11 protein-coding genes are annotated in these 15278 nt (G+C 63.2%); all 11 read left to right on the top strand.

All coding sequences use genetic code 11. The features are described from left to right. Positions 1-207 precede the first annotated feature (207 nt). Positions 208-3015: a DNA gyrase subunit A gene (gene gyrA, locus QYS36_RS21275; protein WP_308841338.1), complete on the top strand. Its 2808-nt coding sequence runs from the start codon at positions 208-210 to the stop codon at positions 3013-3015. 84 nt (positions 3016-3099) lie between these two features. Then, positions 3100-4185, top strand: a complete 1086-nt coding sequence (gene serC / locus QYS36_RS21270; RefSeq protein WP_308841337.1) for a 3-phosphoserine/phosphohydroxythreonine transaminase — start codon at positions 3100-3102, stop codon at positions 4183-4185. Continuing rightward, on the top strand, positions 4185-5294 hold the full coding sequence (gene pheA, locus QYS36_RS21265; RefSeq protein ID WP_074884994.1) for a prephenate dehydratase: 1110 nt from the start codon (positions 4185-4187) through the stop codon (positions 5292-5294). The genes serC and pheA overlap by 1 nt, the downstream gene beginning before the upstream one ends. An 85-nt stretch (positions 5295-5379) precedes the next feature. Continuing rightward, the gene (gene hisC / locus QYS36_RS21260; protein WP_308841336.1) at positions 5380-6489 is read left to right on the top strand and encodes a histidinol-phosphate transaminase; all 1110 of its coding nucleotides are present in this window, start codon (positions 5380-5382) and stop codon (positions 6487-6489) included. 26 nt (positions 6490-6515) lie between these two features. After that, positions 6516-8726, top strand: coding sequence for a bifunctional prephenate dehydrogenase/3-phosphoshikimate 1-carboxyvinyltransferase (locus QYS36_RS21255; protein WP_308841410.1), 2211 nt, complete (start codon positions 6516-6518; stop codon positions 8724-8726). Beyond that, complete coding sequence (cmk, locus tag QYS36_RS21250; RefSeq protein ID WP_308841335.1) at positions 8723-9412, top strand: (d)CMP kinase; 690 nt, start codon at positions 8723-8725, stop codon at positions 9410-9412. Before QYS36_RS21255 ends, cmk begins: the two co-directional genes overlap by 4 nt. A 139-nt stretch (positions 9413-9551) precedes the next feature. Then, positions 9552-11234: a 30S ribosomal protein S1 gene (rpsA, locus tag QYS36_RS21245; protein ID WP_308841334.1), complete on the top strand. Its 1683-nt coding sequence runs from the start codon at positions 9552-9554 to the stop codon at positions 11232-11234. A 254-nt stretch (positions 11235-11488) separates the two neighbouring features. Beyond that, positions 11489-12865, top strand: coding sequence for a Rieske 2Fe-2S domain-containing protein (locus QYS36_RS21240; protein WP_308841333.1), 1377 nt, complete (start codon positions 11489-11491; stop codon positions 12863-12865). After that, positions 12862-13350, top strand: coding sequence for a benzoate 1,2-dioxygenase small subunit (gene benB / locus QYS36_RS21235; protein ID WP_308841332.1), 489 nt, complete (start codon positions 12862-12864; stop codon positions 13348-13350). The genes QYS36_RS21240 and benB overlap by 4 nt, the downstream gene beginning before the upstream one ends. Before the next feature lie 54 nt (positions 13351-13404). After that, positions 13405-14448, top strand: a complete 1044-nt coding sequence (benC, locus tag QYS36_RS21230) for a benzoate 1,2-dioxygenase electron transfer component BenC (RefSeq protein ID WP_308841331.1) — start codon at positions 13405-13407, stop codon at positions 14446-14448. 10 nt (positions 14449-14458) lie between these two features. After that, complete coding sequence (locus QYS36_RS21225; protein WP_308841330.1) at positions 14459-15235, top strand: 1,6-dihydroxycyclohexa-2,4-diene-1-carboxylate dehydrogenase; 777 nt, start codon at positions 14459-14461, stop codon at positions 15233-15235. Positions 15236-15278: the final 43 nt, after the last annotated feature.

Raw genomic sequence — 15278 nt, 5'->3', positions numbered from 1 at the left:
CTGCGGGGATAGGTGCAAGGCATGCTTTGTGGTAAGCTCCGGCAGTTTTCAGGGGCACCGTCAGCGGTTGCCGTCACTGCTCGAATGCATGACATAACGTATTGATTTGTCGTGAGTCGTCGCTGGCCTGATGCCATCGCGACGCGCTTCATCCGGCTCCAGATGAGCAGGGTGGGGCTTCATCAGAAAAAAGGAATCAGGCTACTCATGGGCGAACTGGCCAAAGAAATCCTCCCGGTCAACATCGAAGATGAACTGAAACAGTCGTACCTCGACTACGCGATGAGCGTGATCGTCGGGCGTGCCTTGCCGGATGCGCGCGATGGCCTGAAGCCCGTGCATCGCCGGGTGCTGTTCGCCATGAGCGAACTGGGCAACGACTGGAACAAGCCTTACAAGAAATCCGCCCGTGTGGTCGGTGACGTGATCGGTAAATATCACCCGCATGGTGATACCGCCGTTTACGACACCATCGTGCGTATGGCGCAGCCGTTCTCGCTGCGTTATCTGCTGGTCGACGGCCAGGGCAACTTCGGTTCGGTGGACGGCGACAACGCCGCCGCCATGCGATACACCGAAGTGCGCATGACCAAGCTGGCTCACGAGCTGCTGGCTGACCTGCACAAGGAAACCGTCGACTGGGTGCCCAACTACGACGGCACCGAGCAGATCCCGGCGGTCATGCCGACCAAGATCCCCAACCTGCTGGTCAACGGTTCCAGCGGTATCGCCGTGGGCATGGCGACCAACATTCCGCCGCACAACCTCAGCGAAGTCATCGACGGCTGCCTGGCGCTGATCGACAACCCGGAGCTGACGGTCGATGACCTGATGCAGTACATCCCCGGCCCGGACTTCCCGACCGCCGGCATCATCAACGGCCGCGCCGGTATCGTCGAAGCGTACCGCACCGGCCGTGGGCGGATTTACATCCGTGCCCGCGCCGAAGTCGAAGACATCGACAAGGTCGGCGGTCGCCAGCAGATCGTCATCACCGAGCTGCCGTACCAGCTGAACAAGGCGCGTCTGATCGAGAAGATCGCCGAGCTGGTCAAGGAGAAGAAGCTCGAGGGCATCACCGAGCTGCGCGACGAGTCCGACAAGGACGGCATGCGCGTGGTCATCGAGCTGCGCCGCGGCGAAGTGCCGGAGGTGATCCTCAACAACCTCTACGCCCAGACCCAGATGCAGAGCGTGTTCGGCATCAACGTGGTGGCGCTGATCGACGGCCAGCCGAAGATCCTCAACCTCAAGGACATGCTCGAAGCGTTCATCCTGCACCGCCGTGAAGTGGTTACCCGGCGTACCGTGTTCGAACTGCGCAAGGCCCGTGAGCGCGGCCATATCCTTGAAGGCCAGGCGGTTGCGCTGTCCAACATCGACCCGGTCATCGCCCTGATCAAGGCCTCGCCGACGCCGTCCGAGGCCAAGGAAGCGCTGATTTCCGCCGCCTGGGAATCGTCTGCCGTGGAGGCCATGGTCGAGCGCGCGGGGGCTGACTCCTGCCGCCCGGAAGGGCTCGATCCGCAATATGGCCTGCGTGACGGCAAGTACTACCTGTCGCCGGAACAGGCTCAGGCGATCCTCGACCTGCGCCTGCACCGCCTGACCGGCCTGGAGCACGAGAAGCTGCTGGCCGAGTACCAGGAAATCCTCAACCAGATCGGCGAGCTGATCCGCATCCTGACCAGCGCCGTGCGCCTGATGGAAGTGATTCGCGAGGAGCTGCAAGCGGTCAAGGCCGAGTTCGGTGACAAGCGCCGTACCGAGATTCTCGATTCGCGTCTGGACCTCACCCTGGGCGACATGATCCCCCAGGAAGAACGCGTGGTGACCATCTCCTACAGCGGTTACGCCAAGACTCAGCCATTGACCTCGTACCAGGCCCAGCGCCGTGGCGGCAAAGGCAAGTCGGCCACCGGCATCAAGGATGAGGACTACATCGCTCACCTGCTGGTCGCCAACAGCCACGCCACGCTGCTGCTGTTCTCCAGCAAGGGCAAGGTGTACTGGCTCAAGACCTACGAGATCCCTGAAGCATCGCGCGCCGCCCGCGGCCGTCCGCTGGTCAACCTGCTGCCGCTGGAAGAAGGTGAGTACATCACCACCATGCTGCAGATCGACCTCGAGGCCCTGCAGCAGCAAGCCGGCGCCGACGACGTGGACGACAGCGACGACGCCGTGCTCGAAGGCGAGATCGTCGAAGCCGAAGAAGTGGCTGAAGTCGCCGAGATCGAAGAAGTCGAAGGCGAGACCGCCGAGCTGGTGGCCGAGCCGACTGGCGCCTACATCTTCATGGCCACCGCCTCCGGTACCGTGAAGAAGACCCCGCTGGTGCAGTTCAGCCGTCCGCGTTCCAATGGCCTGATCGCCCTGAAGCTGAAGGAAGGCGACACCCTGATCGCCGCCGCCATCACCGACGGTTCCAAGGAAGTCATGCTGTTCTCCAGCGCCGGCAAGGTGATTCGTTTCGCCGAGAGCGTGGTGCGCGTCATGGGCCGTGGCGCCCGTGGTATTCGCGGCATGCGTATCGGCAAGGATCAGCGCCTGATCTCCATGCTGATCCCGGAATCCGGTGCGCAGATCCTCACGGCCTCCGAGCGCGGTTTCGGCAAGCGCACCGCGCTGTCCAAGTTCCCGCGTCGCGGTCGTGGCGGCCAGGGCGTGATCGGCATGATCACCAAGGAGCGTAACGGCCCGCTGATCGGCGCCATCCAGGTGCAGGACGGCGAGGAAATCATGTTGATTTCCGACCAGGGCACCCTGGTGCGTACCCGCGTCGACGAAGTCTCCAGTTCTGGCCGTAACACCCAGGGCGTGACCCTGATCAAGCTGGCCAAGGACGAGAAACTGGTCGGCCTGGAGCGTGTGCAGGAGCCTTCCGGGGAAGACATCGAAGCGGAGCTGGACGAAGAGGGCAATCCGATCGTCGTCTCTGAAACCGATCAGTCTGTAGCGGGCGAAGAGCCGGCCGCCGAGGGCGACGAGCCAGCGGAAGAAGATCGCGACGCCTAAGCGCGCCGCTCTGCCTGCCGCCGTGATGCGGCAGGCAGCATTTCGCCAGGTATGAAGTAGCAGACAGTCAAGCGAGAGTGAATTGTGAGCAAGCGAGCCTTTAACTTCTGCGCCGGCCCGGCCGCGCTTCCCGAAGCCGTTCTGCAGCGCGCCCAGGCCGAGCTTCTCGACTGGCAGGGCAAGGGCCTTTCCGTCATGGAAATGAGCCACCGCAGCGACGAGTACGTGGCCATCGCCGAAAAGGCCGAGCAGGATCTGCGCGATCTGCTGACCATTCCCTCTGATTACAAGGTGCTGTTCCTGCAGGGCGGTGCCAGCCAGCAGTTCGCGGAAATCCCGCTCAACCTGCTGCCCGAAGACGGTACCGCCGACTACATCGATACCGGCATCTGGTCGAAGAAGAGCATCGACGAGGCGCGTCGCTACGGCAACATCAACGTCGCCGCCAGCGCCAAGGCTTACGATTATTTCGCCATTCCTGGGCAGAACGAGTGGCAGTTGTCCAAGAACGCTGCCTACCTGCACTACGCCAGCAACGAAACCATCGGCGGCCTGCAGTTCGACTGGATTCCCGAGACCGGCGACGTACCGTTGGTGGTCGACATGTCGTCCGATATCCTCTCGCGCGAAATCGATATCTCCAGATTCGGCCTGATCTACGCCGGCGCCCAGAAGAACATCGGCCCCAGCGGCCTGGTGGTGGCGATCGTTCGTGACGACCTGCTCGGTCGTGCGCGCAGCAGTTGCCCGACCATGCTCAACTATCAAGTAGCCGCCGACAACGGTTCGATGTACAACACCCCGGCGACCTTCTCCTGGTACTTGTCCGGCCTGGTCTTCGAGTGGCTGAAGGAGCAGGGCGGTGTTGCCGCCATGGAGAAGCTCAACAAGGCCAAGAAGGACCTGCTGTACAAAGTCATCGACGCCAGCGAGTTCTACAGCAACCCGATCGCCAAGAATGCCCGCTCGTGGATGAACGTGCCGTTCCGCCTGGCGGACGAGCGCCTCGACAAGCCATTCCTGGCCGGTGCCGACGCGCGCGGCCTGCTGAATCTCAAGGGACACCGTTCGGTGGGTGGCATGCGTGCCTCCATCTATAACGCCGTGGGCCTGGATGCGGTCGAGGCGTTGGTCGCCTACATGGCGGAGTTCGAGAAGGAGCAAGGCTGATGAGCAACGACGCCAATACCGACCAGGCCCTGCAGGCCCTGCGCCTGCGCATCGACAGCCTGGACGAGAAGATTCTCGAGCTGATCAGTGACCGTGCGCGCTGCGCCGAGGAAGTGGCGCGGGTGAAGATGGCCACCCTGGCCGAGGGCGAGGTGCCGGTGTTCTACCGCCCCGAGCGTGAGGCACAGGTGCTCAAGCGGGTGATGGAGCGTAACCGCGGGCCACTCGGCAACGAAGACATGGCGCGGCTGTTCCGTGAAATCATGTCCTCCTGCCTGGCCCTGGAGAACCCACTGAAGGTCGCCTACCTGGGCCCGGAAGGCACCTTCTCCCAGGCGGCGGCGATGAAGCATTTCGGTCACGCGGTGATCAGCCAGCCGATGGCGGCGATCGACGAAGTGTTCCGTGAAGTGGTGGCGGGCGCCGTCAACTTCGGCGTGGTGCCGGTGGAGAACTCCACCGAAGGTGCGGTCAACCACACCCTCGACAGCTTCCTCGAGCACGATCTGGTGATCTGCGGCGAGGTGGAGCTGCGCATCCACCACCATCTGCTGGTGGGTGATGCCACCAAGACCGACCGCATCACCCGCATCTATTCCCATGCCCAGTCCCTGGCCCAGTGCCGCAAGTGGCTGGATGCCCATTACCCGAACGTCGAGCGCGTGGCGGTTTCCAGCAACGCCGACGCCGCCCGCCGGGTGAAGAGCGAGTGGAATTCGGCGGCGATTGCCGGTGACATGGCGGCCAACCTGTACGGCCTGACCCGCCTGGCGGAAAAGATCGAGGATCGCCCGGACAACTCCACGCGCTTCCTGATCATCGGTAACCAGGAAGTGCCACCCACCGGCGATGACAAGACCTCGGTGATCGTTTCCATGCGCAACAAGCCCGGTGCCCTGCACGAGCTGCTGGTGCCGTTCCACCAGAACGGCATCGACCTGACCCGCATCGAAACCCGCCCGTCGCGCAGTGGCAAGTGGACCTACGCCTTCTTCATCGATTTCGTCGGTCACCACCGCGATCCGCTGATCAAGGACGTACTGGAAAAAATCAATCAGGAAGCCGTGGCACTCAAGGTGCTGGGTTCCTATCCCAAGGCAGTACTTTAACTGCGGCTGCAGGCCGCGGGTTGCGGGCGACAGGCAAAATCAGGCTTGTGCTCGTCACCCCAGACCTGCGGCCTGAGGCCTGACTATGAGTTGTGATTTCATTGCCCTGGCCCAGCCAGGCGTACAGAAACTGTCCCCCTACGTGCCCGGCAAGCCGGTCGACGAGCTGGCCCGTGAGCTGAACATGGACCCGGCGAGCATCGTCAAGCTGGCCAGCAACGAGAACCCGCTGGGTCCCAGCCCCAAGGCGTTGGCGGCGATTCGCGCCGAACTCGACGAGCTGACCCGCTACCCGGACGGCAACGGCTTCAGCCTCAAGACCCTGCTGGCCGAGCGCTGTGGCGTGAGCACCGCCCAGGTGACCCTGGGCAATGGCTCCAACGACATCCTCGAACTGGTCGCCCGCGCCTACCTGGCGCCCGGCCTGAATGCGGTGTTCAGCGAGCACGCGTTCGCGGTCTACCCGATCGCCACCCAGGCGGTCGGTGCCCAGGCCAAGGTCGTTCCGGCGGTGAATTTCGCCCATGACCTGCCTGCCATGCTGGCGGCCATCGATGCCAACACCCGGGTGGTGTTCATTGCCAACCCCAACAACCCCACCGGCACCTGGTTCAGCAAGCAGGCGCTGCGCGACTTCCTCGCCGCCGTGCCGGAAAACGTGCTGGTGGTGCTGGACGAGGCCTATATCGAATACGCCGACGGTGACGAGTTGCCGAACGGCATCGATTACCTCGCCGACCACGCCAACTTGCTGGTCTCGCGTACCTTCTCCAAGGCCTATGGCCTGGCCTCGCTGCGGGTTGGCTACGGCTTGAGCCGGCCTGACGTGGCCGATGTGCTGAATCGCGTGCGCCAGCCGTTCAACGTCAACAGCTTCGCCCTGGCTGCTGCCTGCGCGGCGTTCGACGACACCGAATACCTGGCGCGCAGCCGTGAAATCAACACCGCCGGCATGCTGCAGCTGCAGGAAGGTTGCCGCGAGCTGGGCCTGGGCTGGATTCCGTCCAAGGCCAACTTCCTGGCCATCGACTTTGGCCGCGATACCGCAGCGATCAACCAGGGGCTGTTGCGTGAAGGCGTGATCGTGCGGCCGGTGGCCGGTTACGGCATGCCCAATCACCTGCGTGTTTCCATTGGCCTGCCGGCCGAGAACGCCCGCTTCCTGGAAGCGCTGCGCAAGGTGCTGAACGCGTGACGCAACGCACTGCAGCTGTGCAGCCGCTGGTCGAGCGTCTGGTCGTCGTTGGCCTGGGGCTGATCGGCGGCTCCTTCGCCAAGGGCCTGCGTGCCCGTGGCGTGTGCCGTGAAGTGGTGGGTGTCGATCTGGATCCGCAGGCCCGGCGCCTGGCTGTCGAGCTGGGGGTGGTCGACCGCTGCGAGGAGCAACTGGCTGCCGCCTGTCTGGGCGCGGACGTGATCATGCTGGCGGTGCCTATCCTGGCCATGGAGCGGGTGCTCGGTGAGCTGGCCAGGCTGGAGCTGGGCGACGCCATCCTCACCGATGCCGGCAGTGCCAAGGGCAACGTGGTGCGTGCGGCCGACGCGGTTTTCGGTGGCGTGCCGGCGCGTTTCGTACCCGGCCACCCGATTGCCGGCTCCGAGCAGAGCGGGGTGGAAGCGGCCAATGGCGAGCTGTTCAAGCGCCACAAGGTGATCCTCACGCCGCTGCCACAGACCGATGCACTGGCCTTGCAGCGGGTCGATCAGCTGTGGCGCGAGCTGGGTGCCGACGTCGAGCACATGCAGGTCGAGCACCACGATCAGGTGCTCGCTGCCACCAGCCACCTGCCGCATCTGCTGGCTTTCGGCCTGGTCGACTCGCTGGCCAAACGTAACGAAAATCTGGAAATCTTCCGCTACGCCGCCGGCGGCTTCCGCGATTTCACGAGAATCGCCGGCAGTGACCCGGTCATGTGGCACGACATCTTTCTCGCCAACCGCGAAGCCGTGCTGCGTACCTTGGATGTATTTCGCGATGACCTCGACGCCTTGCGCGACGCGGTCGACGCAGGGGACGGGCATCACCTGCTGGGCGTATTCACCCGCGCCCGCGTGGCCCGCGAACATTTCAGCAAAATACTGGCCCGCCGGGCCTATGTGGACGCTATGCACTCGAACGATCTGGTTTTCCTGGCTAATCCTGGTGGCACTGTGCGTGGGCGTATCCGCGTTCCAGGTGACAAGTCCATCTCCCACCGCTCGATCATGCTCGGCTCGCTGGCCGAAGGTACCACCGAGGTCGAGGGCTTCCTCGAGGGCGAAGACGCCCTGGCGACCCTGCAGGCGTTCCGTGACATGGGCGTGGTCATCGAAGGGCCGCACCATGGCCGCGTGACCGTTCATGGCGTTGGCCTGCATGGCCTGAAAGCACCACCTGGGCCGATCTACGTGGGCAACTCGGGCACCTCGATGCGCCTGCTCGCCGGCCTGCTGGCTGGCCAGCCGTTCGACGTGACCATGACCGGCGACGCGTCGCTGTCCAAGCGTCCGATGAACCGCGTGGCCAATCCGCTGCGGGAAATGGGCGCCGTGGTCGAGACCGGCCCGGACGGCCGTCCGCCGCTGACCATCCGCGGTGGCCAGAAGCTCAAGGCGTTGACCTACACGCTGCCGATGGCCAGCGCCCAGGTTAAATCCTGCCTGCTGCTCGCCGGCTTGTATGCCGAAGGCGTGACCACCGTCACCGAGCCAGCGCCGACCCGTGACCATACCGAGCGCATGCTGCGTGGTTTCGGCTACGCCGTGGAGTCCAAGGGCCCGGTGGCTTCCCTGCAGGCCGGTGGCAAGCTCACCGCCACCCGTATCGAAGTACCGGCGGACATTTCCTCGGCCGCCTTCTTCCTAGTGGCAGCCTCCATTGCCGAGGGCAGCGACCTGCTGCTCGAGCATGTCGGCATCAACCCGACGCGGATCGGTGTGATCGAGATCCTGCGCCTGATGGGTGGCGACATCAGCCTGGAAAACCAGCGTGAAGTCGGCGGCGAGCCAGTGGCTGACCTGCGTGTGCGCGGCGCCAAGCTCAAGGGCATCGAGATTCCCGAGGCACTGGTACCGCTGGCCATCGACGAGTTCCCGGTGCTGTTCATCGCGGCCGTCTGCGCCGAAGGCCGCACCGTGCTGCGCGGCGCCGAAGAGCTGCGCGTGAAGGAGTCCGACCGTATCCAGGTGATGGCCGACGGCCTGACCAGCCTGGGCGTCAAGGTCGAGCCCACCGAAGATGGCATCATCATCGACGGTGGCCAGACCATCGGCGGCGGCGAAGTGCACAGCCACGGCGACCACCGTATCGCCATGGCCTTCAGTGTTGCTTCGCTGCGTGCCAGTGCGCCGATCCGTATCCACGACGCTGCCAACGTCGCCACCTCGTTCCCCAACTTCCTCGCCCTGGCCGAGCAGGTTGGCATGCGTGTGGCCGTGGAGGGGCAGCAATGAACGTCAATGCACCGGTCATCACCATCGACGGGCCGAGCGGCTCGGGCAAGGGCACGGTTGCCGGCCTGCTGGCCAAACAGCTGGGCTGGAACCTGCTGGACTCCGGCGCGCTGTACCGCCTGCTGGCGTTCTGCGCGCGCAACCATGGCGTTGATCTGAGCAACGAAGCGTCGCTGACACTGCTGGCCGCCCACCTGGACGTGCAATTCCTCGCGGCCGCCGACGGCAAGCCGCAGCGCATCATTCTCGAAGGCGAAGAGGTGACCGACGCGATTCGCAACGAGGCTGTCGGTGCCGGCGCCTCCCAGGTTGCCGCGCTGCCCGCGGTGCGTGATGCGCTGCTGCAGCGCCAGCGCGCCTTTCGCGAAGCGCCGGGGCTCATCGCCGATGGCCGGGATATGGGCACGGTGGTTTTCGAGGACGCACCGCTGAAGGTTTTCCTCACCGCCAGCGCCGAGGAACGTGCCAATCGGCGTTACCTGCAGTTGAAGGCAAAGGGCGATGATGTTAACCTCGCGAGTCTTCTTGATGAGATTCGGGCGCGCGATGAGCGTGATACCCAGCGTGCGGTGGCGCCGCTCAAGCCGGCAGCCGACGCAATCCAGCTGGATTCCACCCAGTTGTCCATCGAGCAGGTGCTGGAAAGAATCCTGAGCGAAGTCGCCAATCGCGACCTCGCCGGTTGAGAAAGAGCCAATTTCGGCTCGCAAGGGAGGCATACGGGAGACCAGTCCCAGTCCCGTAGGCCTCTTTTTATATGAATAAACCCGCATTGTCTGGAATGCGGAGCAGGGCGAATCCCCGCCCGACCCTACAGGAATCAACATGAGCGAAAGCTTTGCAGAACTTTTTGAAGAAAGCCTAAAGTCCCTCGACATGCAACCGGGTGCCATCATCACTGGCATCGTGGTCGACATCGACGGCGACTGGGTTACCGTTCACGCTGGCCTGAAATCCGAGGGCGTCATCCCTCTGGAGCAGTTCTTCAACGAACAAGGCGAGCTGACCATCAAGGTCGGTGACGAAGTACACGTAGCGCTGGACGCGGTCGAAGACGGCTTCGGTGAAACCAAGCTGTCCCGCGAAAAAGCCAAGCGCGCCGAGTGCTGGATCGTTCTGGAAGCAGCTTTCGCCGCTGAGGAAGTGGTCAAGGGCGTTATCAACGGTAAGGTTAAAGGCGGCTTCACTGTCGACGTTAACGGCATCCGTGCGTTCCTGCCAGGTTCCCTGGTTGACGTCCGTCCAGTGCGCGACACCACGCACCTGGAAGGCAAAGAGCTGGAATTCAAGGTCATCAAGCTCGACCAGAAGCGCAACAACGTTGTCGTTTCCCGTCGTAGCGTCCTGGAAGCCGAAAACAGTGCCGAGCGCGAAGCGCTGCTGGAATCGCTGCAGGAAGGCCAACAGGTCAAAGGTATCGTCAAGAACCTCACCGACTACGGCGCATTCGTGGATCTGGGTGGCGTCGATGGCCTGCTGCACATCACCGACATGGCCTGGAAGCGTATCAAGCACCCGTCCGAGATCGTCAACGTTGGCGACGAGATCGATGTCAAGGTTCTGAAGTACGATCGCGAGCGTAACCGTGTTTCCCTGGGCCTGAAGCAACTGGGCGAAGACCCATGGGTTGCCATCAAGGCTCGTTACCCGGAAAGCACCCGCGTCATGGCGCGCGTCACCAACCTGACCGACTACGGCTGCTTCGCAGAGCTGGAAGAAGGCGTGGAAGGCCTGGTACACGTTTCCGAAATGGACTGGACCAACAAGAACATCCACCCGTCGAAAGTCGTTCAGGTTGGCGACGAAGTGGAAGTCATGGTTCTGGACATCGACGAAGAGCGTCGTCGTATCTCCCTGGGTATCAAGCAGTGCAAGACCAACCCATGGGAAGACTTCTCCGGTCAGTTCAACAAGGGTGACAAGATCTCCGGCACCATCAAGTCGATCACCGATTTCGGTATCTTCATTGGTCTGGACGGCGGCATCGACGGCCTGGTTCACCTGTCCGACATCTCCTGGAACGAAGTCGGCGAAGAAGCCGTACGTCGCTTCAAGAAGGGCGACGAGCTGGAAACCGTCATCCTGTCGGTTGACCCAGAGCGCGAGCGCATCTCCCTGGGCATCAAGCAGCTGGAAGAAGATCCGTTCTCCGACTATGTTGCCGTCAACGACAAAGGCACCATCATTCGCGGTATCGTGAAAGAAGTCGACGCCAAGGGCGCTATCGTCACCCTGGCCGAAGGCATCGAAGCGACGCTGAAAGCCTCCGAAATCAGCCGTGACCGCGTTGAAGACGCGCGCAACGTTCTGAAAGAAGGCGAAGAAGTTGAAGCCAAGATCATCAGCGTCGATCGCAAGAGCCGCGTGATCAGCTTGTCGATCAAGTCGAAAGACGTTGAAGACGAGAAAGAAGCCATCAAGGAAATGCGTAGCAAGCAGGAAGTTGAAACTTCCGGTCCGACCACCATTGGTGATCTGATTCGTGCGCAGATGGAAAACCAGAACTAAGTTCGGGTAATCCACAGAAAGGGCGACTTCGGTCGCCCTTTTTCATGCCTGTAGAAAACTGAAACACCCCGCAAACGGGCCTTTGCAGGATCTGGATAGCGATCTGCAGTAAACGGCTATTGCCACCTCGTACCCGCTCTTAATCTGGCTCTGCCTGATACGCCCCATCTGGCGTTATTGATACGCCCCATCTGGCGTTACCTGATACGCCCATCTGGCGTTGCCTGATACAAGAACAACGGAGGGTACGACCCATGACCGGCACATTCGACCGCCTTGCCCGGCAGCTTGCCGAATCCGTCCAGGAGGATCCTGCCAAGGGAGTCTTCCGTTGCCGACGCGATGTTTTCACCGACCCCGACCTGTTCGAACTGGAGATGAAGCACATCTTCGAGAGCGGCTGGGTCTACCTGGCCCACGAGAGCCAGATCCCCGAGATCAACGATTACTTCACCACCCACATCGGCCGTCAGCCCGTGGTCATCACCCGCGACAAGGGGGGCGAACTGCATGGCTTGATCAACGCCTGCGCGCACCGTGGCGCCGTACTGTGCCGGCGCAAGCAGGGCAACAAGGGCTCGTTCACCTGCCCATTCCACGGCTGGACCTTCAGCAACGCCGGCAAACTGCTCAAGGTCAAAGACGCCAAGACCGGCGGCTACCCGCAGAGCTTCGACTGCGACGGCTCCCATGACCTCACGCACCTGGCGCGTTTCCAGAGTTACCGCGGCTTCCTGTTCGGCAGCCTCAGCGAGGCAGTGCCGGCGCTGGAAGACTACCTGGGCGAAACCCGGGTGATCATCGACCAGATCGTCGACCAGGCGCCGGACGGCATCGAAGTGCTGCGCGGCAACTCGTCGTATTTCTACGATGGCAACTGGAAGCTGCAGATCGAGAATGGCGCCGATGGCTACCACGTCAGTTCGGTGCACTGGAACTACTCGGCAACCATGCAGCGCCGCAACTATGAAGCCGAAGGCACGCGTACCGTGGACGCCAACGGCTGGTCAAAAAGCGTCGGCGGTTTCTATGCCTACGAGTATGGCCACATCCTGTTGTGGACGCGGCTGATCAACCCGGACGTGCGCCCGGTGTTCGAGCACCGTGACGCGCTGGCGGCCAGGTTCGGCGATACCCGCGCCGACATCATCGTCGGCCAGACCCGCAACCTGTGCCTGTACCCCAACGTGTACCTGATGGACCAGTTCTCCACGCAGATTCGGGTGGTGCGGCCCATCGCCGTCGACAAGACCGAAGTGACCATCTACTGCTTCGCCCCCAAGGGCGAGAGCGACCAGGCCCGCGCACTGCGGATCCGCCAGTACGAAGACTTCTTCAACGTCACCGGCATGGGCACACCCGACGATCTGGAAGAGTTTCGTGCCTGCCAGAGCGGTTACGCCGGCCAGGCGGCGCAGTGGAACGACCTCAGCCGTGGTGCCAGCCACTGGATCGAGGGCGCCGATGACAACGCCAAGGCCATGGGCATGCAGCCCTTGCTCAGTGGCGTGAAGTCCGAGGACGAAGGCCTGTTCGTGCGCCAGCACGCCTACTGGGCGCACGCCATGCAGAAGGCGCTCGACAGTGAGCGCGCGAAGCTGATCGCCAGCGACGCGGAGGACGTAGCATGAGCGCCAATCGCCAACTGATCCTCGATTTCATCTACCGCGAAGCGCGCCTGCTCGACGACCGTCAGTGGGATGAATGGCTGGAGTGCTATTCGAGCAAGGCGGTGTTCTGGATGCCCGCCTGGGACGATAACGACGGCTTGACCGAAGACCCGCAGCGGGAGATCTCGCTGATCTATTACCCCAACCGCGAAGGGTTGGAGGATCGGGTGTTTCGCATCAAGACCGAGCGCTCCAGTGCCAGTACGCCGGAGCCGCGTACCGCGCACTTCATCGCCAACCTGGAGGTGCTCGAGGAGAGCGCCGAGCAGGTCGAGGTGCGCTTCAACTGGCAGACCCTGAGCCATCGCTACAAGAGCACCGATGTCTACTTCGGCACCTCGTTCTACCACCTGGATATGCGTGGCGATCAGCCGTTGATCACCCGCAAGAAAGTGGTGCTCAAGAACGATTACGTGCACCAGGTTCTCGACATCTACCACATCTGAGTCGATGCGCTGCCGCTTAGCTCCTGTGCCCGCTGGCAGCGCCGAGGGATTGCCATGACGTACACCATCGCCCTGAATTTCGAAGATGGGGTTACCCGCTTCATCGACTGCAAGGCCAATGAAAAGGTGCTGGATGCGGCCTATCGCAACCGCATCAACCTGCCCATGGACTGCTCCGACGGCGTGTGCGGCACCTGCAAGTGCCGCTGCGAGAACGGCGAGTATGACCAGGGCGAGGACTACATCGAGGACGCCCTCAGCGAAGACGAGGCCGCCCAGGGCCTGGTACTGACCTGCCAGATGGTGCCTGCTTCGGATTGCGTGATCGCCGTGCCGGTGCCGTCCACTGCCTGCAAGACCGGCACGGGCAGCTTCGAAGGCGAGCTGGTGTCGATCACCGCGCATGCCGATGCGGCCCTGGAGGTCGCCTTCGATATCACCGGCGGCGCGGCAGCGCCGAGCTTTCTGCCCGGGCAGTACGTGAATATCGGCGTGCCTGGTGGTACTCAGACCCGCGCGTATTCGTTCAGCAACAAGCCGGGTGAGGCGCGCTTCGGCTTTCTGATCAAGCGCGTGCCGGGTGGGCTGATGAGCGCCTACCTGGATCAGGCGCAGCCGGGTGAGCGCCTGCAGTTCACCGGGCCGTTGGGCACCTTCTACCTGCGCGAAGTACGTCGCCCACTGCTGTTGCTGGCTGGCGGCACCGGCCTGGCGCCATTTCTGTCGATGCTCGAGGTGCTGGCCGAGCGCGGCTGCGAGCAGCCGATCAGCCTGATCTACGGGGTTACCCGCGATCTCGATCTGGTGCTGGTCGAGCGTTTGCAGGCCCTGGCCGAGCGTTTGCCGACCCTGGTGTTCGTCACCTGCGTGGCCGAGCCGCAGTCCCGGCACCCGCGCAAGGGCTACGTCACCCAACACATGAGCGCGGCGATGCTCAACGACGGCGATGTCGACGTTTACCTGTGCGGGCCGCCGCCGATGGTCGATGCGGTGCGCGCCCATTTCAGCGAGCAGGGCGTCACGCCAGCGAGCTTCCATTACGAGAAGTTCACCCCGACCCAGGTGCTCAGCACCGATCGGCAAGCCCTGACGGCCTGAGGAGAGCAGCATGCACAAGCGATTCGACAACAAGGTGGCATTGGTCACCGGGGCAGCGCAGGGGATCGGCAAGCGGGTGGTCGAGCGCCTGGCTGCCGAAGGCGCGCGCATCGTCGCGGTGGACCGTGCCGAGTTGGTCCATGAGCTCAAGGGCGAGCTGGGGCAGGGCGCCGAGTTGCTGACCCTGACCGCTGACCTGGAGCGCTATGGCGACTGCCAGCAGGTGGTCAAGCAGGCTGTCGAGCGATTCGGCCGTCTGGACATCCTGATCAACAACGTCGGCGGCACCATCTGGGCGAAGCCGTTCGAGCATTACCGCGAAGAGGAAATCGAAGCCGAGGTGCGCCGTTCGCTGTTCCCGACCCTGTGGTGCTGCCACGCCGCCTTGCCAGTGATGCTGGAGCAGGGCGCCGGGGCCATCGTCAACGTCTCCTCGATTGCCACGCGCAGCCTCAATCGCGTGCCCTACGGCGCGGCCAAGGGCGGGGTCAACGCGCTGACCGCCTGCCTGGCGTTCGAGAACGCCCAGCGCGGCATTCGCGTCAACGCCACCGCACCGGGCGGCACCGAGGCGCCGCCACGGCGCATCCCGCGCAACGCCGCCGAGCAGAGCGAACAGGAGAAGGGCTGGTACCAGCAGATCGTCGACCAGACCCTCCACAGCAGCCTGATGAAGCGCTACGGCACGCTCGACGAGCAGGTCGGCGCGATCCTGTTTCTGGCCTCCGACGAGGCCTCCTACATCACCGGCGTGACCTTGCCGGTCGGTGGCGGTGATCTGGGCTGACGGCTTCATACGAGTTCAACAGGACGGCCACGCCGGCCACGGC

This window comes from Pseudomonas sp. G34 (genome assembly GCF_031119625.1).
Taxonomy (GTDB): domain Bacteria; phylum Pseudomonadota; class Gammaproteobacteria; order Pseudomonadales; family Pseudomonadaceae; genus Aquipseudomonas.
The sequence above is the reverse complement of the archived record's forward strand: the minus strand, read 5'-3'. Positions and strand labels throughout refer to the sequence as shown.